Annotated in this window: 16 protein-coding genes; 10 read left to right on the top strand and 6 right to left on the bottom strand. The window is 40.0% G+C overall.

Going from position 1 to position 21521, the window contains the following annotated elements; all coding sequences use genetic code 11:
• Positions 1-123: 123 nt before the first annotated feature.
• Entirely contained in the window at positions 124-1446 is a 1323-nt protein-coding gene (gene mtaB, locus BGP15_RS05725; protein ID WP_115049709.1) for a tRNA (N(6)-L-threonylcarbamoyladenosine(37)-C(2))-methylthiotransferase MtaB, read from the bottom strand.
• Positions 1447-1712: 266 nt separating this feature from the next.
• On the opposite strand from mtaB, the gene BGP15_RS05720 reads away from it, so the two are divergent.
• The 3 genes from BGP15_RS05720 (at position 1713) to BGP15_RS05710 (ending at position 4466) form a co-directional block, all read left to right on the top strand.
• Positions 1713-2534: a thymidylate synthase gene (locus tag BGP15_RS05720; RefSeq protein ID WP_070565019.1), complete on the top strand. Its 822-nt coding sequence runs from the start codon at positions 1713-1715 to the stop codon at positions 2532-2534.
• A 61-nt stretch (positions 2535-2595) separates the two neighbouring features.
• Positions 2596-3090, top strand: coding sequence for a dihydrofolate reductase (locus BGP15_RS05715; RefSeq protein ID WP_286768937.1), 495 nt, complete (start codon positions 2596-2598; stop codon positions 3088-3090).
• A 167-nt stretch (positions 3091-3257) separates the two neighbouring features.
• Positions 3258-4466, top strand: a complete 1209-nt coding sequence (locus BGP15_RS05710) for a serine hydrolase (protein ID WP_236590833.1) — start codon at positions 3258-3260, stop codon at positions 4464-4466.
• A 207-nt stretch (positions 4467-4673) separates the two neighbouring features.
• Here BGP15_RS05710 and BGP15_RS05705 read toward each other — a convergent pair whose 3' ends face one another.
• Positions 4674-5681, bottom strand: coding sequence for a D-alanine--D-alanine ligase family protein (locus BGP15_RS05705; protein ID WP_112373642.1), 1008 nt, complete (start codon positions 5679-5681; stop codon positions 4674-4676).
• 147 nt (positions 5682-5828) lie between these two features.
• Here BGP15_RS05705 and BGP15_RS05700 point away from each other — a divergent pair, with 147 nt between their 5' ends.
• From BGP15_RS05700 to BGP15_RS05675, 6 genes are all read left to right on the top strand, one after another.
• Positions 5829-6815: a PASTA domain-containing protein gene (locus BGP15_RS05700; RefSeq protein WP_070565008.1), complete on the top strand. Its 987-nt coding sequence runs from the start codon at positions 5829-5831 to the stop codon at positions 6813-6815.
• A 194-nt stretch (positions 6816-7009) separates the two neighbouring features.
• Positions 7010-8050, top strand: coding sequence for an endolytic transglycosylase MltG (gene mltG, locus BGP15_RS05695; RefSeq protein ID WP_286768936.1), 1041 nt, complete (start codon positions 7010-7012; stop codon positions 8048-8050).
• On the top strand, positions 8050-8457 hold the full coding sequence (locus BGP15_RS05690) for an acyl-CoA thioesterase (RefSeq protein ID WP_070564999.1): 408 nt from the start codon (positions 8050-8052) through the stop codon (positions 8455-8457). The genes mltG and BGP15_RS05690 overlap by 1 nt, the downstream gene beginning before the upstream one ends.
• Position 8458: 1 nt before the next feature.
• Positions 8459-9424 (top strand): YihY/virulence factor BrkB family protein, encoded by a 966-nt coding sequence (locus BGP15_RS05685; RefSeq protein WP_070564997.1) that lies wholly within the window; start codon positions 8459-8461, stop codon positions 9422-9424.
• 224 nt (positions 9425-9648) lie between these two features.
• A complete protein-coding gene (gene rpsA / locus BGP15_RS05680) occupies positions 9649-11580 on the top strand; it encodes a 30S ribosomal protein S1 (RefSeq protein WP_070564994.1) in 1932 nt (643 codons plus the stop codon).
• Positions 11581-11680: 100 nt separating this feature from the next.
• Positions 11681-12520, top strand: a complete 840-nt coding sequence (locus BGP15_RS05675) for a sulfurtransferase (RefSeq protein ID WP_286768935.1) — start codon at positions 11681-11683, stop codon at positions 12518-12520.
• A 1-nt stretch (position 12521) separates the two neighbouring features.
• On the opposite strand, the gene BGP15_RS05670 is transcribed toward BGP15_RS05675, so the two are convergent.
• From BGP15_RS05670 to gyrB, 4 genes are all read right to left on the bottom strand, one after another.
• On the bottom strand, positions 12522-14423 hold the full coding sequence (locus BGP15_RS05670) for a RecQ family ATP-dependent DNA helicase (protein WP_286768934.1): 1902 nt from the start codon (positions 14421-14423) through the stop codon (positions 12522-12524).
• Positions 14420-16504: a ComEC/Rec2 family competence protein gene (locus BGP15_RS05665; protein ID WP_286768933.1), complete on the bottom strand. Its 2085-nt coding sequence runs from the start codon at positions 16502-16504 to the stop codon at positions 14420-14422. Before BGP15_RS05665 ends, BGP15_RS05670 begins: the two co-directional genes overlap by 4 nt.
• Positions 16501-18537 carry a ComEA family DNA-binding protein gene (locus tag BGP15_RS05660; RefSeq protein ID WP_286768932.1) on the bottom strand — a complete coding sequence of 679 codons (2037 nt, stop codon included), beginning with the start codon at positions 18535-18537 and terminating at the stop codon, positions 16501-16503. Before BGP15_RS05660 ends, BGP15_RS05665 begins: the two co-directional genes overlap by 4 nt.
• Positions 18538-18696: 159 nt before the next feature.
• Positions 18697-20655, bottom strand: a complete 1959-nt coding sequence (gene gyrB / locus BGP15_RS05655) for a DNA topoisomerase (ATP-hydrolyzing) subunit B (protein ID WP_286768931.1) — start codon at positions 20653-20655, stop codon at positions 18697-18699.
• Between the two features lie 191 nt (positions 20656-20846).
• On the opposite strand from gyrB, the gene BGP15_RS05650 reads away from it, so the two are divergent.
• Positions 20847-21464 (top strand): OmpH/Skp family outer membrane protein, encoded by a 618-nt coding sequence (locus BGP15_RS05650; protein WP_286768930.1) that lies wholly within the window; start codon positions 20847-20849, stop codon positions 21462-21464.
• The last annotated feature ends 57 nt before the right edge of the window (positions 21465-21521 follow it).

Below are 21521 nucleotides of genomic sequence, written 5' to 3'. Positions count from 1 at the left end.
ACAAAAAACAGTAGCAACCTTTCGGCTACTACTGCTTAAATTTAAGTATTTTTAATCACTGAAAATCTGTATCGTTTTTTCAGGACTAGTCAAAACCTTTGTATGTTATAAATCTTAAAAAGGTTAATGTGTCAGTGTCTCCGGAATTTCTTCTACTTCCACTTCACAAGAATCCGTTACTTCCATAAATTTAACCGGCACAACCTCATTCACCAATAATGGATCGTATAAGGTCCGTACTTTGACATAGTTTTTAGAAAAACCATGCATATAACCATCTTTTTCGTCTGCTTCAAACAAAACATCACCAGTCTCACCAAGCTGTGACTCATAAAACGCACGGCGCTTCTTCTCCGAAAGGATGTGCAACATTTTGCTACGGTCGCTGCGTTGAGCTCCCGGTACAGCACCGTCCATTTGAGCAGCAATCGTATTCTCCCTTTCTGAATAGGTAAAGACATGCAGGTAAGAAATATCCAAATCATTCAAGAAATTGTATGTATCGATAAAGTCTTCACGTGTTTCTCCCGGAAATCCGACAATAACGTCAACACCGATACAGCAATTAGGCATCAATGACTTGATAAAAGCGACGCGCTCTGTGTAAAGCTCTCTTTTGTACCTTCTGCGCATTAAACCCAGAATTTTATTGCTTCCAGACTGCAATGGCATATGGAAATGTGGAACAAAACGTTTTGATTGGGCCACAAACTCAATAATATCATTGGAAAGAAGATTGGGTTCTATCGAGGAAATACGGATTCTATCAATCCCTTCGACTTCATCCAGTGCTTGTACCAAATCCAAGAACCGGTCTTCGCGCTTACCATCCCGAATGCCAAAATCGCCAATGTTTACACCTGTTAAAACGATTTCTTTGACGCCTGAAGCTGCAATTTCTTCTGCTTGACGCACAATATCTTCGATCTTGCCCGAGCGACTTCCGCCACGTGCCAAAGGAATCGTACAAAATGTACATGAATAATCGCAGCCGTCCTGTACTTTTAGGAACGTACGCGTACGATCGCCAATCGAATAAGCCGAGACAAATTGATTGGTCTCATCGATTGGACCATTATAAACGATCGTTTTTTCCTGTTTCGTCAAATCATTGATATGCTCAATAATATTAAACTTTTCAGCAGCACCTAAGACCATGTCCACTCCGGGAATCTCTGCAATCTCTTTTGGTTTTAGCTGCGCATAACAGCCAACAATCGTAATATAGGCGTTGGGAGAGTGCTTTAAAGCTTCCTTCACTACTTTTCTACACTTCTTGTCAGCATTATCCGTTACCGAACATGTATTGATTACATAAACGTCTGCACGGCTATTGAACGCTGTGGTATCATAGCCCGCATCTTTAAATAAACGACCAATGGATGATGTCTCCGAATAATTCAGTTTACATCCAAGTGTATAAAAAGCTACTTTTTTATTCTCCATAATATTTTGCAAAATTACATTTTTTTTCAGTAACCCCTCTTATCATTTTAAGTTTTGACTTTCTCGTTATAAGGATTTTCCTTAGTTTTGACTATCTTGAAAGGTTGAATGCACCGGCGTCTTATTACGGACAAACTAAATTAGAGCCGGACATGATGTATTCAAATATTCCCCGATTGAGAATCAGACACATAAAATAGTGCTATTCGTTCTGTCCAGTTCGATTATAGCATTGATATTTGGTATTTAATAATTACTTTTTACAGATGAAACAATATTTAGATTTACTCAGACATGTATATACGAATGGTGTTGTAAAGACAGATCGTACGGGCACAGGTACCAAAAGTGTCTTTGGATATCAGATGCGTTTCAACCTTCAGGAAGGTTTCCCTTTGGTAACGACGAAGAAATTACACCTGCGATCCATTATCCATGAATTGATCTGGTTTCTTAAAGGTGAAACTAATATTCAGTATCTCAAAGAAAATGGCGTAAGCATTTGGGACGAGTGGGCTGACGAACAAGGAAATTTAGGCCCTGTATACGGATCACAATGGCGCTCCTGGCCAACACCCGATGGCCGTCATATCGATCAGATCACACAGGTTATCAACCAGCTAAAAAATTCACCGGATTCACGCCGTATTATTGTATCGGCATGGAATGTTGCCGAAATAGAGCATATGGCATTACCTCCTTGTCATGCCTTTTTTCAGTTTTATGTCGCTCCGGCACAACCTGAAAAAGGTATCTTAAAGCCGCAATTGTCCTGTCAACTCTATCAACGTAGTGCCGATATATTCTTGGGCGTTCCTTTCAACATTGCCTCTTATGCTTTATTGACGATGATGGTCGCACAGGTTTGTGACATGGAAGCCGCAGAGTTTATCCACACCCTTGGCGATGCACATATCTACAGTAATCACTTCGAGCAAACGGAGCTCCAATTGAGCCGCGAGCCAAAAGCGCTACCCCAGATGAAAATAAACCCTGAAGTAAAAGATATCTTTGATTTTAAGTTTGAAGATTTTGAATTGTTAAACTACGAATCCCATCCACATATCAAAGCTCCGGTGGCCGTTTAACAAGAAAGGTACCTGATTTTGTAATATATTTTAGCGAACGAATAATCACCTTATATCAAAAATGAGCAACCCAACGATCACATTAATCGTAGCTGCGTCGGAAAACAATGCCATCGGAATCGACAATCAGATGCCTTGGCATTTACCCAACGACTTTAAATATTTTAAGAGAAATACCGTTGAGCACTCTGTCCTAATGGGCAGAAAGACTTTTGAGGCCATAGGCAAAGCATTACCAGACAGAAGGAATATTGTCATTACACGTAACGCGAATTTCCAGGGAGAAGATATTGATGTTGCCAACAGCATCCAAGAGGCACTCTTGTATTGCCGGGATGAACGTGAGGTATTCATCATTGGTGGTGCAAACATCTATCAACAAGCCCTTCCACTGGCAAATAAGGTACTTCTGACACGCGTGCACACAACCATCAAAGGTGACGCCTTCTTTCCTGAATTGCCGTCAGAAGAATGGGAATTAGTTTCCTCAGATTCGCATCAGGCCGATGACAAACATGCATTTGCTTATACCTTTGAAGTTTATATGCGAAAATAATTCCATGTTTACGACTAGCAAAACGCAATAGGATCATGGAGCTTTTTGCTTCATGATCCTATCACCATTAAAAGCTATAGAAGAGCTTAATCGACAAGACTAAACAGGCGCGACACTTTGATCTAAAGCACATGCAAAAATACCTCACCCTAATTCTTACTCTATTCATGTCAGATCTATACGCTCAGAAGATAGATACTGTTTACCTGGAAAAATTACTCCAAAGTCATCCCGATCTATTTCAAAACATATTAAGTCATCCGACGAAAAATGAAATACAAATTCTGTATACACAGATTGATCGTGACAAATCCAATAAGCCACATTTCAGGTCCTATAGCTATCGACTGAATCCGAACTGGTATTTTTATCCCGCAAGTACAGTGAAGTTGCCGACAGCAATTCTGGCTTTGGAAAAAATCAATGACCTGCATATTGCCGGTCTCAGCAAAGATACCCCACTACGCATCGATTCTGCTTTTGAAAAGCAGACTAAGGTTCTTGTGGACGAATCCGCCGCCAATGGCCTTCCCTCTGTTGCTCAATATGTTAAAAAGATCTTATTAACCAGCGACAACGATGCCCAAAACAGGCTTTTCGAATTTATTGGCCGTGCAGAACTGAATGCGAAACTAAAAAAATACGGCACTAATTACAGCCGCATTGTCAACCGTCTTGCTATTGGCGACAAAGGCATATGGGCCAAACATACTAACCCCGTCACCTTTTATAAGGGGAAGGATATTATTTATAAACAAGAAGCACAGTTCGATCCCAAGGATTATACCATCGAGCTGTCCAATACGCTTCAGGGGAAAGGTTACATGAACGATAAAGATGAACTTGTTCATGAACCCTGGAGTTTTGAAGGATTAAATGTATACGCTTTGCAAGATCAACAGCTGATATTGAAGAAGCTGTTATTTCCCGAAGCATTTCAGCCTCAAGAAAGATTCAATCTGAAAAAAGATGACTACGCGCTCCTCTATGATTATATGTCGCGCTATCCCTTTGAATCGGATTTTCCAAAATATGATCCAGCAGAATTCTGGCCAACGTATAGCAAGCTCCTTTTTTATGGCCGTGAAAAAAATGCGATCTTAAATCCCAACATCCGGATCTTCAACAAGTATGGAGATTCCTATGGCTATAATATTGATAATGCCTATGTCGTCGACTTTGAACATGGCGTGGAATTTATGCTCGCCGTTGTTGTACAGTCCAATGAAAATGGCATCTACAACGATGGACGCTATGAATATGAAACAGTAACCTATCCTTTTTTAAAAAATATCGGCCAGGTAATTTATCAGGAGGAGCTGAAAAGAGTTAAAAAGTTTAAACCTGATCTATCGAAATTTGATTTCAGAAAATAAAACACAAAAAAGGCTCTCAGAAAATTGAAAGCCTTTTTTGCGCATCGTCATCGTGGCGTATTTTTATCCCCCTTGGCTAGAAGGCTGCTTATGCGAATGATCAGCGGGCTGTGGCTGGGAAATGCAGTATGTCATCATCGGAATGTATGCTTATCCGCGCTCCAGCCATATAGTCCCTGCCTCAAGTCCTACTGAGATAGAGCAAAACTATTTCGATTGTAGAGCCGTTTCGATCAACTCCCCGTAAAAATCCCCCTCCTTCATTCCAAAAGCCCGTACCTGCTGCGGAATAAAGCTTTGTGGAGTCTGCCCGGGAATGGTATTAATTTCGATAAAATAAAATTTATCGGTATCGTTTTCCAAAAAGAAGTCCACCCGAACCATACCCTTACAGTTCAATCTCACATAAATTTCCCTTAAAATACGTGCAGCGCGCTCCTGCTCTTCCGTAGTCAGGTCTGCTGGTGTAATCTCTTCGGTCAATCCAGGTACATACTTGGCTTCATAATCAAAAAATTCACGTGTAGTACGAACTTCGGTAGCCGGCAAAACAACGAGTTCGCCTTTTGAATTCCTAAAAATTCCCTCGGAAAATTCGCGTCCAGTCACAAATTCTTCAACAATAACCTGTTTCCCGGTATTCTCTGCATCAAAAGCTTTATCAATCGCTTCCTGCAGTTGTGCCGATTCCTTTACTTTGGTCATTCCGATACTACTTCCACCGGCATTAGGTTTCACAAAATACGGCAGCGAAAGATTGCTTTCGACGATTTTAACCGCTTCCGGGCGTTGCGATTCAAACAATAAGACCGATTTTGCCAAATGCAATTCCGGGATATCCGATAAAATCGCTTTTGTATACCCTTTATTCATAGTCAATGCCGAAGTCAAGGCATCACATGAGGTATATGGAATATCTAATAAATCAAAATAGCTCTGAAGTCTTCCATCTTCTCCAGGCACACCATGCACCATAATAAATGCTAAGTCAAAGCTTAAGATATCTCCGTTCAATGGAAGTGTAAAATCTGCTTTTGAAATCGGATGCCGCTTACCGTCCAAATCTTCATAGTACCATGCTTCTTTGGTCACTGTAATCAAATATATATCGTATTTGTCGTGATCAAGTTGAGAATTGACAAAGGCAGAACTTTTAAAAGAAACTTCAGCTTCTCCTGTATAACCTCCAGTTATTAATGCTATTTTTGCTTTCATAAATTTTAGCGATTCGAATAGCAAATATAATTTGCTATACACGGAAAAACGAATAATTTTGTGAGGAATAATTTTATTTAATCATTCTGCAAACTTGGCTTTAATATTGCGGTTCTATGCAGAATTAATTTTTATCAAAACAGAGAAATGTCCAAAGTCGTACAATATCTTCAGACCCCCACTTTTAGGAAAAATCTTATTGCCGCTTTTATCGCGATAGTATGTCTATTCCTTTTCGTTTATGTTGGACTGAAAATATATACCAAACATGATGAATCTATAGCCGTTCCTAAAGTGAAAGGCCTTCATATCAGTGCTGCCATTCAGGCGCTGGAAGACGCGGGGCTGGAATATCAAATTGACTCCGTCTACCAGATGGACGCCAAACCAGGAATGGTCATCGAGCAGGATCCCGAACAAGGATTTCATGTAAAATCGGGGCGGACTATTTATTTGACCATTATCACACAAGTTGCACCTGAAGTTGCCTTTCCGAATATAAAGGATAAAACATTGATCGAAGCAACGGCTATTTTGAAAAACCATAACCTTAGAATCGGAGACACTTCTTATGTCGCCGATATCGCTAGGGACATCGTATTGGATGCTCAATTTGCTGGACAATCAATCCGTAACGGGCGCATGATTCCTAAGGGTTCACGTATAGATCTAGTTTTGGGAAATGGACTCGGTGCTAATGAAGTGGAAATACCCAACTTAATTGGTCTTCCATTAAACGAAGCGAAGTTTGCCCTATCTGGAGCTGGTCTAGGCCTAGGCACAGTGACTTATGATCCCAATGTAACGGATACAGCCACCGCAGTAATCAGTGTACAATCACCAGGAATAGAAAAAGGCTTAACCAGCTTAGGGGCTAAAATAGACATAACGCTCTCATTGACGGCACCAACAACAACTACAGGTGCTCCAGCTGGAGGTACGCCAACTCCTAAACCACAGGCAAACCAAACACAGGTTACTCCGCCAGCAGCAAAAGCTCCGGTTCAGTCTAAGCCCGTTGCTCCAGCGAAAAGTACCACAACAAATACGCCAGCAGCTAAATCGACAACAACAAATCCAACTGCAGGGCAGAAAAAAGAAAAAGAAAGTAAAGGGAATAGTCTTGGCTTTTAAGTGTATTGACTTAAAAATGAAGCTGCATGGCATAATCTCCATTATGATGGATTAGCGTTTGTTGCAGATTCAGGAATTGTATAAAATATAAAGATGAAACCGATCCATATCTGGGCGATTTCATCAACCATTGACCGCTAAAGGCTGTATGAATGCCCTTAATAGCGAACAACAAATGAATAAAAAATTTTAGCATGGAAAATAAAAAAGGAATACCAAGTTGGTTAAAAATCATTGCCCTGATCGTTATCGTTGTCGGAGGTTATTTTGCTTGGACATTATATAAAGCATTTTATGCTTCCAATGTATCGGGAGAGAAAAAATACCTGTACATACACGAGGGCGAAAAATATGAAGATGTATTGAAATCAATCAAGGATTCAAATCTTGTGGATGACATCGCTTCCTTTGAGCGTGCCGCACAATATAAAAAATATGAGCAAAGTGTAAAACCCGGACGTTATCTGTTAAACCCTGGTATGAACAATAGACGCTTAGTTGGCAATTTGATTGGTGGCTACCAAGAACCTGTAAAATTCAGATTTTCCAATGTGCGACTGAAAGAGAATATGGCCGCACTCCTTGGTAAAAGTTTTGAGGCAGATTCTGCAGAATTTATCGCGGTACTAAATGATGAGGCTACAGCACAGAAATATGGATTTACAAAAGAAAATCTGATTGCTATATTTATCCCCAATACCTACGAAATTTATTGGAACACCAATCCCGAAAAAGTAATTGCTCGTTTTGATGATGAATGGAAAAAGTTTTGGAATGCAGATCGCACGGCAAAAGCAAAAGCGCTTAACCTGACACCGCAACAAGTCAGTACATTGGCTTCTATTGTCAAAGGTGAAGCCTTACACCAGGATGAAATGCCCATGATCGCCGGATTATATTTAAACCGCCTCAAAAAAGGCATGTTATTGCAAGCTGATCCTACCGTGATCTTTGCCAACAACGACTTTACCATTAGAAGGGTATTGAATAAGCACCTTAGAACAGACAATCCTTACAATACTTACATCTATAGGGGCTTGCCTCCAGGTCCTATTTCAATTCCAAGTATTGCTGCAATTGATGCGGTCTTAAACTTTAAGCAACATGATTATATTTACATGTGTGCTAAAGATGATTTTTCGGGCTATCATAATTTTGCAAAAACAGAGGCTGAGCATTTGATCAATGCACGTAAATTTCAACAGGCATTGGACGCCAGAAATATTAAAAAATAATGTTTGTATTTGACCATCAGATTCGTGTCCGCTATGCAGAAACAGACCAAATGGGGTATGTTTATTATGGAAATTATGCTGCATTTTACGAAATAGCGCGGACTGAAATGCTGCGGAGCACGGGGATATCGTATAAGGAGCTGGAAGAAATGGGGGTCATGCTCCCCGTTACGGAGATGAAAACAAAATACCTAAAACCGGGCAAATACGATGATTTGATCACGATACGGGTAACAATCCGCCAGAAACCTGCCGTCCGTATTATTTTTGAATATGAACTGTTCAATGAAAGCGGAGAACTACTCAACCAGGGCGAGACAACTTTGGTCTTTGTCAACATGGAAAAAAATAGACCTTGTATGCCGCCACAGGTTTTCTTGGATAAGATGAGTAACTATTTTAATTGATATGGGGAAAATCCACCAATGGCTATTAAATATTGAACCTTATTTTAGATTAATCGAATGGAGTAAACGTGTCGTATTACCTGGCTTTGGCTCGCTACCACTCTATACTGTGGCCGTATTTTTCTTTCAGGAGCTATCGAGAGATTCCATTGTCAGCAAGGCTTCTTCCCTTTCCTATAGCTTTTTATTGGCCATTTTTCCGGGTATCATTTTTTTATTTACATTGATCCCTTATATTCCGATCAATAATTTTCAGGAACAGTTGCTGGACTTTCTGGCCGTGGTTATTCCCAAAAATGCTTTTCTGGTTGTTGAAACCACTTTGGAGGATATTATTAAAAACCAAAATGGTGGATTACTTTCTTTCGGTTTTTTATTTGCGGCCTATTTTGCAACCAATGGTATGGCCTCTCTGATGAATGCCTTCAATAAGGCTTCCCTCATGACGGAAAGAAGGCCATGGGTCAGAAAACGTTTGCTTGCCTTAGCCTTGGCTTTCCTAATTATTTTTGCGTTAACAGTTGGGATGACAATATTTACCCTAGCTGGCATTACCATAGACTACCTCAAGGAAACAACAGGTATAAAGTCGAGCTTCTGGGCCATTCTACTTAAAGTAGCCCGATGGTTGATAATATTTGCTATTTACTTTTTCACGGTAAGCTGTATTTACAAATTTGGTCCTTCCAACTCCAATAAATGGAAACTCTTCAGTCCCGGAGCTTCTATGGCTACCATTTTAGCGATATTGACGTTTTCCATATTTACCTTTTATATCAATCATTTTGGTGCATATAACAAACTCTATGGATCCATTGGGACACTGATCGTCATTATGCTCTGGATTTACCTGAATACGCTTATTTTATTATTGGGCTATGAGCTTAATGCAGCAATAGCGCTGTCTAAACAAACCATTGTTATTGCCAAACCACGCATTTTCAACTCTTTTAAGAGAGACGAATAGGTGTATAAAATTATTTAAAGCTTCATTTACCCCGTCAGGTTGGCAACAAATGAACGGTAGAAGACGCTAAACGACCGTTCGAACAGGCAGCTTTACACGTCTAAAGCAAAAGGCCTGTATAACTGAAAGTCTTTCAATAAAATAAGAAAAATAAAATTTTGCATTTAAAGTTTTTTTGTACCTTTGCAACTCCTACAAAGTAGGAAAAAGGAGAAAATTAATTAATGGCAAAAAAACAAGAAGCAGAAAAAGAATTAGCAGCGAAAAACGCAGAGCTACAAGGTGCTGACACTAAAGTAGTGAAAGACACTGAAAAAATTGAATCAGAAGCTGATTCAAACTTAATCGACGAAATCAAATCAAACACTTGGATCACACCAGAAGGTGAATTTGACTGGGATGCAAATGATAAAGGTTTCGGAAATTATAGCGAAGCTGAACGCGCTAAACTTGAAGCACAATACGCAGATACTTTCAACCAAGTTAACCAAGGTGAAATTATTGAAGGTACTGTAGTTTCTATCAACAACAAAGACGTAGTCTTAAATGTTGGTTTCAAATCTGACGGTTTAGTTTCTTTATCAGAATTCCGTGACTTACCAGAATTACAAGTTGGTGACAAAGTTGACGTATTCGTTGAATCTCAAGAAGATGCTAACGGTCAATTAGTACTTTCTCGCAAACGTGCTAAAACTCAAAAATCTTGGGAAGCTATCAATGAGGCATTAGAAAATGATGCAATCATTACTGGTTTCGTTAAGAGCCGTACTAAAGGTGGTCTTATCGTTGATATCAAAGGTGTTGAAGCATTCTTACCTGGATCTCAAATCGATATCAAACCTATCCGTGACTACGATGTATACGTAGGTAAAACAATGGAATTCAAAGTTGTGAAAATCAACCACGAATTCAAAAACGTTGTCGTATCACACAAAGTATTAATTGAAAACGATTTAGAAAACCAAAAATCTGAAATCGTTGCTAAATTAGAAAAAGGTCAAGTATTAGAAGGAACAGTTAAAAATATTACTGATTTCGGTGTGTTCATCGATTTAGGTGGTGTTGACGGTTTATTGCATATCACAGACATCTCTTGGGGTCGCATCGAGCATCCAAAAGAAGTTTTATCGTTAGATCAAACAATCAACGTTGTTGTATTAGACTTTGATGACGAGAAAAAACGTATCGCTTTAGGCTTGAAACAATTATCTGAGCATCCTTGGGAATCTTTAGATACTGCATTAGAAGTTGGTTCTAAAGTTAAAGGTAAAATCGTAACAGTTGCTGATTACGGTGCTTTCTTAGAAATCATCCCTGGTGTTGAAGGTTTGATCCACGTTTCTGAAATGTCTTGGTCACAAAACTTACGTTCTCCACAAGAGTTCTTGAAAGTTGGTGATGAGATCGAAGCGCAAATCTTAACGTTAGATCGCGATGAGCGTAAAATGAGCTTAGGTATCAAACAATTGACTCCAGATCCTTGGAAAAATATCACTGAGCGTTACCCTGTAGGTTCTAAACAAACAGCTGTTGTTAAAAACATGACTAACTTCGGTGTATTTGTTGAATTGGAAGAAGGTATCGATGGTTTGATCCACATCTCTGATTTATCTTGGTCTAAAAAAATCAACCACCCTAACGAATTCACTAAAGTTGGTGAAACATTAGATGTAGTTGTTTTAGAATTGGATGAAGAAAACCGTAAATTATCTTTAGGTCACAAACAATTGGAAGAAAACCCTTGGGATACTTTCGAAACGATCTTTACTGAAGGTTCTATCCACGAAGGTACTGTGATCAAAGTTGGTGACAAAGGTGATATCGTAGCTTTACAATATGGTGTTGAAGGTTTCTGTCCTTCTAAACACTCTGTTAAAGAAGACGGTTCTTCATTGAAAGTTGATGAAGTTACTTCATTCAAAATCATCGAGTTCAACAAAGAGAACAAACGTTTGGTAATTTCTCACTCTCGTATCTGGGAAGAAGAGAAAGAAGAAGCTCGCAAAGAAGAGTCTAACAGCCGTAAAAAAGACGCTAAAGCTGAGTCTTCAGCTGTGAAAAAAGTAAAAGATTCTGTTGAGAAATCTACTTTAGGCGACTTAGACGTATTAGCTCAATTGAAAGAGCAAATGGAAAATGATAAAAACGCTAAGTAATTAGCAATTTCAATCCATAAAAAGCGGCTGTTCCAAAAGAACAGCCGCTTTGCTTTTATAGGGATGCTTTTGTAATTTTGTAGCAATAAACTTTATTGTTATGTCATTCAAATCAGCCTTAATCAACCCCACCGAACTTCTGGAATCATTGGGACAGCATACAGACATTGTCCTCCTTGATTGCACCATCGACAAAGTTGGCCAATCCATCAAGGACGCCAAGTTCGAAGTACTACCCCATTCTCAATTTTTTGACATCGAAGGGAAACTTTCGGATTCTACTTCTAAATTACCCCATACCCTTGTATCGGCAGAAGTATTCGAACGGGAAATGCAACGCCTAGGAATCAATCAGGATAGTACCGTCGTGTTATATGACAGATGGGGTGTTTATTCAAGCCCAAGGGCATGGTGGATGTTTAAGGTCATGGGTTTTGAACAGGTATTTATTTTAAATGGTGGCGTTCCCGCTTGGAAAAAAAGTAAATTACCGCTCGTAGACCAGTATGCAGCTGGCGTAAAACCCGGTAACTTTAAAGCCCAATTTCAAGCCAACCATTATGCTGACAAAGAATATATCTTAACACATTATCGGGATGCTCAAGTGAATATTTTTGACGCCAGAAGTAAAGGTCGATTTAGTGGTTTAGTCGCTGAACCTCGAAAAGGCCTTCATGGTGGACATATCCCCCATTCCAAAAACCTCCCTTTCGAAGAATTACTTGATGGAATCGTTTATAAACCCCTTGGTGAATTGAAACAGCAATTTGATCATTTTAATACTACCGGAAATGAATATGTGTTCTCCTGTGGATCGGGTATCACGGCTTCAATCTTAGCATTTGCTTCTCATCTTGTTGGTCACGAGCAAATCCGCGTATACGATGGCTCTTGGTCAGAATGGGGTCGCGAAGAGCTCAATCTACCCATCGAAAAATAGTTTAAAACAAGGTGTTCCAAGAATAGAGATTATCCTCCAAGCGGATTTTTTCCGCATCGAGGAGATCGCGGATGATCTCTATTCTTTTCTTTTCTGTACCTATTGTCAAACTAGCCACCAAATCGTGAATGTTTTTAGCGCCAGCGAGCAAAGTACTTTTGATTTCTGCTTTTATATCTGCGCGCTGCTTTTTCTGATGATTACGGATCAGACACAAATCGCATACTTCACAGAACCCTGCATTTTTTTCTCCAAAATATAACAACAGCGACTGACTGCGGCAATTGCTACGTTCAATATAACCGATCATGCCATTGACTTCTTCTTCTTTCACCTGATGGCGATCGCGAATAAAAATATGATCGATATGCAGGTGTTTGTAATCGACGCGCTTCTGCAAAAAGGTCAATTGTGGCGCATCTGTAGAAGGCAGATAACTCGCTATTTCCAATGACTCTAACGACTTCAATAGCTCGACAACACGATCATAAGGCAGACCCAACTTACGTGCAAATTCGTATTCATTAATGAGGATATAGTTTTCAAATACACCACCATAGCTGCGTAAAATAGCCTTAATGAGCTTATCATATTTTACATACTGCACCTGAACTTTATACAATTCGGCGCTATCAATTTCAAATTTAAACCGTGAGGGTATTGTGACAGCTTCGGACAAAACCAACCAAGTGTCCCGCTCCAGAAACTTCAGCGCATTCATAACAGGAACCAATGGCAGCTGATATTTTTTGGCAAAAGCAACAACATCAAAATCTACAGTCACTCCTTCTCCAGCACCATAGGGAATCTGAAAATGATTACACAGGTAATGATAGGTCTGTTGAATAAATGGAATATCAGGGAAGCTAGCTTGCAAATTATCGACAAGCTTCTGCTCATCTGTCTTTTGATAAAGAATAACGGGATAGGCCTTCTTGCCATCTCTTCCTGCCCTACCGGCTTCTTGATAATAGGCCTCCAGTGAATCGGGCAAATCGAGGTGAATCACAAAACGCACGTCAGGTTTATCAATTCCCATCCCAAACGCATTGGTAGCTACAATAACGCGAACAACATTTGTCATCCACCCTTGCTGTTTCTGATCCCGTTCCTGCCCCGAAAGTCCGGCATGGTAATAATCTGCCGAAATGCCGTTATTGACCAAAATACGGGCTATCTCCTGCGTTTCTCGCCGGTTTCTGACATAGACAATACCGGATCCGCCCAACTTATGTATAATCCGGACCATACGTCCCATCTTATCCTCTTCTTCAATGGCCATATACGCCAAATTGTCCCGGAGAAAGCTTTTGACAAATACATTTTCTTTCGGAAAGCTCAGTTTCTGTTGTATATCGCTGATGACACGCTCCGTTGCGGTCGCTGTAAGGGCTAGAAAAGGCACCTTGGGATGCAGTTCCCGTAATTTAGCAAGTTCTAAATAGGGCGGTCTAAAATCATATCCCCATTGAGAAATACAATGTGCTTCGTCTATCGCAAATAGATTTACATTCATAAATCGTATGCGCTCCCTTACTACATCATTGTACAATCTTTCAGGAGAAAGATAGAGAAATTTTATTTGCCCATAGACGCAATTATCCAAGGTAATATCCACCTCCCTCTTCCGCATTCCAGCATATATTGCGACCGCCTGAATTCCATTTTTTTTCAAATGTTCAACCTGGTCTTTCATCAATGCGATAAGCGGTGTAACGACAATACAAATCCCTTCTCGCATCAAGGCAGGTACTTGAAAACAGATCGACTTCCCTCCGCCAGTTGGCAACAAAGCCAAAGTATCTTTACCTGAAATGACCGATTGAATAATTTCTTCCTGCAGGGGTCTAAATGAATCGAATCCCCAGTATTGCCTTAAGATTGATATACTATCTTGCGTCATAAATTCTCCTTATCCCAAACATACGCAAAATTATCTTTCATGAGATAATTCTGTATTCCCAAACTATCTAACGTACGTTGTATATGCTTGGATTTTTCCTGTGAATTGGATCCATCCAGTATAACAAGTTTTGGTCTAATTTGCCTCAATAATCGGGGTAAACCATTTAATAAATTTTTCCTAACGATAACGAGGTCAGCATGTGGCATAGTTTCTACGGCATGGCACAGAATAGCGATTTTACCCGAGGGCAGCGTAACAAGATAGTTTTTACGCTCCTGGCCATGCAAAGCCACAAACTGAACTTCTTCTTTCGTCAATAATTGAATTTCTCTTCCACATGCATATTGCAAGCCCCGGGCTTGCAAAGAATCAAATGTGCTGTAAATGATACCGCGCCCACCTTTGAAATAACCGATCGTCAACTCTTGTTTCGTATTATAGACCCGAAATCGTTCTGCATCTTTATTTTCTAAGCGTTTTTGCACAGTGATCAATAGCATTCCAATTGCACAGCATCCCCCTAACCAAACGTATTTTTTATCTTTCCACTGAAAAGCATATAAACAAGAAAACAGTGCAAAATAGGTCAAAAATAGGAGCTCAAGCCCCATAGGATCAACTTTTATTGTTGAAAAAGCCCAACGGTCAATACATTTCAAACCGTATAAGATGAAAGCAATGAGATGCTCCAAGAGCAAACCCATTAAATCGTTAATCCCCTCCATTGGATTAATTGTCATGATAAAACCGAGATACATCGCTAGGGTTGAAGGAAAATCGACTAATAAGTTGGCTACCAGAAAATAAGTTGGGAATTGCCCAAAATAATAAAGACTCAGTGGTGTTGTCAGTATTTGCGCAGCAACAGAAACAGCCAATGTATCTCTCAAAAGCCGCAATATCGGTCTTTTGACCGGAAGGAATGCTTCGACAAGCGGCGAGCATATCGTCATACCCAAAACAGCTAAAAAGGACAGCTGAAAACCCACATCAGCAACCGCCCTTGGAACGATCAACAGAATCAATACTGCGGCAGTAATAAGCGAATTGAGCGTTGAAAAGCCTCGTTTAAAATGCTGTGCACAGAGTACAAAACTAATCATAATAGCCGCCCGCGTAATGGGCGGATCAAGCCCTGCAATAAAAGCATATATCCAGATCATACTCCATAATAAAATTAGGGGCAGCCATCTGAGACAGGAAGGCCAGGCAATTTGTTTGAAAATAAGGGATAAAAACCCGAATAAAACAGCAACATGCATTCCCGATACACTTAACACATGTATCGTTCCCGTATTGGTGAAGGCCTGTATGCTTTCGGCACTGATATCGCTCCGCGAACCATATAATAAAGCTGACACAATAGCAAAGTTCTCATCCCCTTTAATATGGGGTCGAAGCTTGAGCAAAAAATATCTTCTCATTTGTAAAGCGAGCGCAATCAACGAAAAAGTCGTTGTTTCTTGCCGGCTGATCAGCTTGTACTGACCAGAGACTGCGAAAAGTTCATGATAGACATGCTGCCTTTTCAAATACGCCCTATAATCAAACTCCATTGGATTGAATGGCGGAGCTATTTCCCGGGGCTGACCTTTTAACCACAATAGGTCACCAAACTGCAGCGTATTCTTATGGCTGGATTTTAGCGATAACATGAGTCTACCTGTCGTTTCTATAAATTCACCTTTTTGGTAAGCCCCTATTACCTCTGCCGAAAACCGAATGATACCACGCTTCACTTTGGGCTCTTCAATAACTTTGACCACATAACGATCTGTCATTATATCGGAGAAATGACCGATTGCAACCAAAGGGTCCTCGCGCCAAAATTGGAAGATCCCAAATAATACAATAGATACATAATACCCGCAGGTATACCCGTATTTGCGAATTGTACCATTAAAAAAATAACTAATTATCGTTAACAGAGTCATCACAACCAATACCTGCTGTATATATTGAAAAATAGGGCGCGAAATCGGTATTTTAGGAGCGAAAAGAAGTGTCGCAATATATAAAATAGCTATTTTAAGAATTGGCAGCCGCTCTAATCTTTGTGTAAAACTCAGCTCTTTCATAACTGCCACCGCAACTGTACCTTAACCTCGGATTTTCTATTGCCCTCAATCTGGTCTAATCCAGTCCCGATATGCTCTCGTCCCGGATAATAATAGACCCCATATTTGGTCCATACCTGAAGATGGCGACTTAATCGATACTGTAGGTTGAAATACATTCTCCATCCCCTTGTATTGTACATTCCAAACCCAGATGCATATAATACGTCTCGCTCATAAGCATAGATCCGATTGTCATAACTTGCCGCATCGAAATACGCAATCCGCATATTCGACTGCAATTTTCCAGTGGTAGACTTCCAAAGTATATCCTGATAATACATATATCCGAAACTATTTTCCTGATACTCTTTTTGGAATAAATTGGCTTCTACCCGGGAGCGAATAGTCCATATTGAACTTAGGCGGTATTGAAATTCTATCCTGAACTGCTGTTTGCCGGTATTCACAAGCCCATGCTCGGTTTGCCCCTCTCCCTGGTAGTTCACTTGTTTCAATCGGTTGCGATAGCGCAACGAAAGTTGGCCTTTTTTGTACCACATGTAACTCAGCTGGCTAAAGAAATCGGCGCCTGTAGATAGCGTATCAGCCTGATACTTTGCTCCTGGAAAACGAAATACATCGGCATAATTCGACCAGAGCAATTTTCTTCCCAGTTGATAGGTAAGTCCCAAATAAGCACCCTGTTCGTTGGAGCTGTTATCCGATTCACCAAATCCTTGTCCATAAAAAGTATGAAAATTCTTCTTGTAGTCCCGAAGCAATATAACCGATGATAAACGTGGATGTAAACTTATGATAGCTCCTGTCAATAATGCTGAACCGCCATCGATACTATTGGCATATTCACCAAATAAATACGTATTTCGAATCGTATAGTTTACATATAAACTTATATTTCGGAGCAAATCACCTTCAAAGTCCGCCTCTTGCCGTATAGCATTGCCTTTTGTTTTAAAGGCATTCAATTGAGTCTGATTGAAATGAATACCCATTTTGATCCGTTTATAGCGCCACAATAGATTCAGTCCATAGGCTAGTTGAGATGCGGCATGACGGTATTGCTGTTCGGTTGCTGTCCGATGCAGTCCGGTACTCGCGATTGTTGAAATCGTAGCAGGAGAAGCGATACGGTTAACTTTTCCATCAATGGATCGATAGGAGACATAGGGTGTAACCTCAAATTGACCGATCTGTAATGTCCCGGCAATGCCCCGCATAAAATTTGCCTCATTTAAGGAAGTATATGACTTTACTCCAATCCCTTGTCTTGCTGTATGCTGTACCAATCCCCCTTTTCCAAAATTCAAACCGTTCCACATACTGAGCCCTTGTCCGAATTGCAAAGCATAGTCGCCGATTACGATATTCCTGAAACGGCCAAAATTCTTTATCGATACACTTAGGCTATAGAAATCAAATCCCATTTTTTGTTTATCCCTAAAAAAGGGCTCCCCGGCATCTTTCTCCATATTGACCGCTAATTGAACCACAGCGTTCAATTGGGCTCTATACCTAAAAGCATAGCGATTGGCATCGCCGAGATAATGGGATTTCGTCGTATCGACAATACGGTACCCTTTTGCTTTTTCGAGTGTCCGGGCATATCGTACCGTAAATTCCTGTTTAAAATTTCTCGATTTCAGGGTTTCAAGAGGAGATCCGGGGCCTACCCTCACAAAAGGTAACAATAAACTGATTATGCGATCATTAAATCCTTCAATAGCCTGTAATTCGAGTACGTCAATAAAATTTCCTGAAATGGTCCTATGCTCCAGTAGACGCTCGATCAATAAAGGGTCCAAAAACTGTAATTCCGTAAGTTCTCTTCCATCCGTTTTGTTGAGATCGATCGGGTGTTTGAGATAATGATACCACTTTTCAGTGAATTCACTCAAATCAGCATCTGCTGCGAGCTCATCCGATAAGCTTTCAAATAAATCTTGGAGATCGATTTTTTCATTTGTTTGCGCCAAACAGGTTATTCCAATAAAACAACCTATAAAGAGCAAAATTTTGCTACAATATTTCATAATAGGTTTTAATTAATATTGGCTAAATGCTAGGCGATGAACCCTTTATCCCGGCAGAAAAACGATTCACTCCTATGAAATTAGGAAATATAAAAGAATAAAAAAAGCCTGATGAAAAAATTTCATCAGGCTTTTTTTATTCTTTTATGATCAGATCAATTAAATATCAATTTTCGCATAACGTGCATTTTTCTCGATAAATTCACGACGCGGGGCAACTTCGTCACCCATCAACATCGAGAAGATACGGTCACATTCAGCTGCATTTTCAATTGTCACCTGTCTTAAGGTACGCGTTTCAGGATTCATGGTTGTATCCCATAACTGCTCAGCATTCATCTCTCCAAGACCTTTATAACGTTGTACGTGTACACTATCTTCTTTACCTGATCCTTTCAAACGTTGAATCGCATTGATACGTTGGTCTTCATTCCAAGCGTACTCATGCTCTTTCCCTTTTTTCACCAAGTATAGCGGCGGTGTAGCGATATATACATATCCTCTTTCGATCAATTCCTTCATGTATCTGAAATAGAATGTCAGGATCAAAGTTGTAATGTGGGACCCATCCACATCGGCATCGGTCATGATGATGATGCGGTGATAACGTAACTTTTCAAGATTCAGCGCCTTAGCATCTTCGGCTGTACCCACACTGACGCCTAAAGCTGTAAACATGTTTTTGATCTCCTCATTTTCGTAGATCTTATGTTCCATTGCTTTTTCGACGTTCAGGATCTTACCACGTAAAGGCATGATCGCCTGATGTTTTCTATCACGACCAGACTTGGCAGTACCACCCGCAGAATCCCCCTCGACAAAATAGATCTCACATTTTGTAGGATCATTGTCTTGGCAATCGGCCAATTTACCAGGAAGTCCGGAGCCTCCCATAACGGTTTTACGTTGTACCAAATCACGGGCTTTACGTGCAGCAGCACGTGCTTGAGCCGCAATGACAACCTTTTGAACGATAGATTTTGCCTCACGTGGATTCTCTTCCAGATAAACGCCTAAGATCTCACCTACGGCAACATCTACAGCCCCCATGACTTCAGAGTTACCTAATTTTGTTTTGGTTTGCCCTTCGAATTGAGGTTCTGCAACCTTCACTGAAATTACTGCTGTCAATCCCTCACGGAAGTCATCACCTGTAATTTCTACTTTTAAGTTCTTAAGCAAGCCTGACTTGTCCGCATACGCTTTCAAGGTACGAGTCAAACCACGACGGAAACCTGCAACATGTGAGCCACCTTCAATTGTATTGATGTTATTCACATAAGAATGGACATTCTCCGAATAGGTATCGTTATACTGTAAAGCCAGTTCAACAGGGATACCTTGTTTTACGCCTTCAACATAAATTGGTTCTGGAATCAACGACTGACGGTTACCATCCAACAACTTCACAAACTCTTTCAGACCGCCCTCTGAATAGAATGTCTCTTTCTTTTCAGAACCGTCTTCATTTTCTTCACGCTCATCATTCAACGTCAAACTCACACCTTTATTTAAAAAGGCAAGTTCACGAAGACGATTGGCCAATGTATCGTAATTATAAACCGTTGTCTGCGTGAAAATCGTCGCATCTGGATGGAATGTTACAATAGTACCCGTCTTATCCGAAACACCAACTTCCTTCACATCATATAAGGGTTTACCTATTTGGTATTCTTGCTGGAAAATCTTTCCATCGCGATGAACCTCGGCCTTCAAAAGAGTAGACAGCGCATTCACACAGGAAACACCGACACCGTGCAGACCACCAGAAACCTTGTATGTATCTTTATCAAATTTACCTCCGGCGTGCAATACGGTCATTACAAGCTCTAGAGCTGATTTATTCTCTTTTTTGTTGATGCCTGTAGGGATACCACGACCGTTATCCCGGACAGAAATCGAATTATCTTTATGGATAGTAACGAAGATATCTGTACAATATCCCGCTACAGCTTCATCGATTGAATTGTCAACTACCTCGTATACCAAATGGTGCAATCCTTTTACACCGGTGTCACCAATATACATGGATGGACGCTTACGAACCGCCTCTAAACCCTCTAATACCTGAATATTATCGGCCGAATAGGTGGATGCATTTTTATTTTCTTCGCTCATTGAAAACCTCTTAAATGTAATATTCAAAAATACGAAATTTTGGCCGATTTATCAAGTCCATAAGGAAGTATTGAGCCTATATTCCGAATTATAATACCAGGGATAATTTTACTTTTTTATTACTAAAAACTAGAATTTCGATTTTTTTATGTTAGGTTTGTTTTCAGTAATAATTTGCAAATAACAAAAAAATGAACACTATATTTTCAATTGTATCGAAAGTTTCCTTTGGCCTTTTATTGGTTGGAACTATTGCATCATGTAAACAAGGTGCAAAAACAGCAAACGAACCTGCAAAAAATGATTCCAATACGGTAAGCAAGGAGAGCCAGGGAAGTAACAAAGATAAAATCGTCTATTTAAATTCGGATTCACTTTCTGAAAAATATCAATATTTTAAAGACATTAAATCAAAGCTTGAAAACAAAGTAAAGAAAGCACAAACAGATCTGCAATCCAAAAGTACTGCGTTCCAACGGGAAGTTGCCGAATATCAAAAAAATGCCGCTACAATGTCTGCTCCTGATAGACAAGCTACGGAACAAAAACTGGCACGTAAACAAGATGAGCTTGCACGTTTAGACCAAACAGCTTCTTCTTCCATTGCAAAAGACGAGTCTGAAGAATTCAACAATGTCTATAATAAAATTACTGAATTCCTGAAAAAGCATGCTGCAGAAAATGGCTACAAGTTGGTGCTGACTTATTCGAAGACCAACCCAACTGTATTGTATGCCGACCCATCTTTGGAAATCACGAATGAGGTAATCAAACAGTTGAACGAAGAATATAAATCTTCAAACAAATAGAAGATCATCACAATTAAGGAAAGCCATCGACTAAGTTGATGGCTTTTTTTATTTTCT

Source organism: Sphingobacterium sp. 40-24 (assembly GCF_001899705.1).
Classification (GTDB): Bacteria; Bacteroidota; Bacteroidia; order Sphingobacteriales; family Sphingobacteriaceae; genus Sphingobacterium; species Sphingobacterium multivorum.
This window is presented reverse-complemented; position numbering and strand designations above follow the sequence as displayed.

Bases quoted from the DNA above. Each gene is read 5' to 3' on its own strand.
- rpsA (WP_070564994.1), top strand. From the start codon at position 9,649: ATGGCAAAAAAACAAGAAGCAGAAAAAGAATTAGCAGCGAAAAACGCA.
- BGP15_RS05675 (WP_286768935.1), top strand. From the start codon at position 11,681: ATGTCATTCAAATCAGCCTTAATCAACCCCACCGAACTTCTGGAATCA.
- BGP15_RS05700 (WP_070565008.1), top strand. From the start codon at position 5,829: ATGTCCAAAGTCGTACAATATCTTCAGACCCCCACTTTTAGGAAAAAT.
- BGP15_RS05650 (WP_286768930.1), top strand. From the start codon at position 20,847: ATGAACACTATATTTTCAATTGTATCGAAAGTTTCCTTTGGCCTTTTA.
- gyrB (WP_286768931.1), bottom strand. From the start codon at position 20,655: ATGAGCGAAGAAAATAAAAATGCATCCACCTATTCGGCCGATAATATT.
- mltG (WP_286768936.1), top strand. From the start codon at position 7,010: ATGGAAAATAAAAAAGGAATACCAAGTTGGTTAAAAATCATTGCCCTG.
- BGP15_RS05670 (WP_286768934.1), bottom strand. From the start codon at position 14,423: ATGACGCAAGATAGTATATCAATCTTAAGGCAATACTGGGGATTCGAT.
- BGP15_RS05715 (WP_286768937.1), top strand. From the start codon at position 2,596: ATGAGCAACCCAACGATCACATTAATCGTAGCTGCGTCGGAAAACAAT.
- BGP15_RS05705 (WP_112373642.1), bottom strand. From the start codon at position 5,681: ATGAAAGCAAAAATAGCATTAATAACTGGAGGTTATACAGGAGAAGCT.
- BGP15_RS05665 (WP_286768933.1), bottom strand. From the start codon at position 16,504: ATGAAAGAGCTGAGTTTTACACAAAGATTAGAGCGGCTGCCAATTCTT.
- mtaB (WP_115049709.1), bottom strand. From the start codon at position 1,446: ATGGAGAATAAAAAAGTAGCTTTTTATACACTTGGATGTAAACTGAAT.
- BGP15_RS05720 (WP_070565019.1), top strand. From the start codon at position 1,713: ATGAAACAATATTTAGATTTACTCAGACATGTATATACGAATGGTGTT.
- BGP15_RS05660 (WP_286768932.1), bottom strand. From the start codon at position 18,537: ATGAAATATTGTAGCAAAATTTTGCTCTTTATAGGTTGTTTTATTGGA.
- BGP15_RS05710 (WP_236590833.1), top strand. From the start codon at position 3,258: ATGTCAGATCTATACGCTCAGAAGATAGATACTGTTTACCTGGAAAAA.
- BGP15_RS05690 (WP_070564999.1), top strand. From the start codon at position 8,050: ATGTTTGTATTTGACCATCAGATTCGTGTCCGCTATGCAGAAACAGAC.
- BGP15_RS05685 (WP_070564997.1), top strand. From the start codon at position 8,459: ATGGGGAAAATCCACCAATGGCTATTAAATATTGAACCTTATTTTAGA.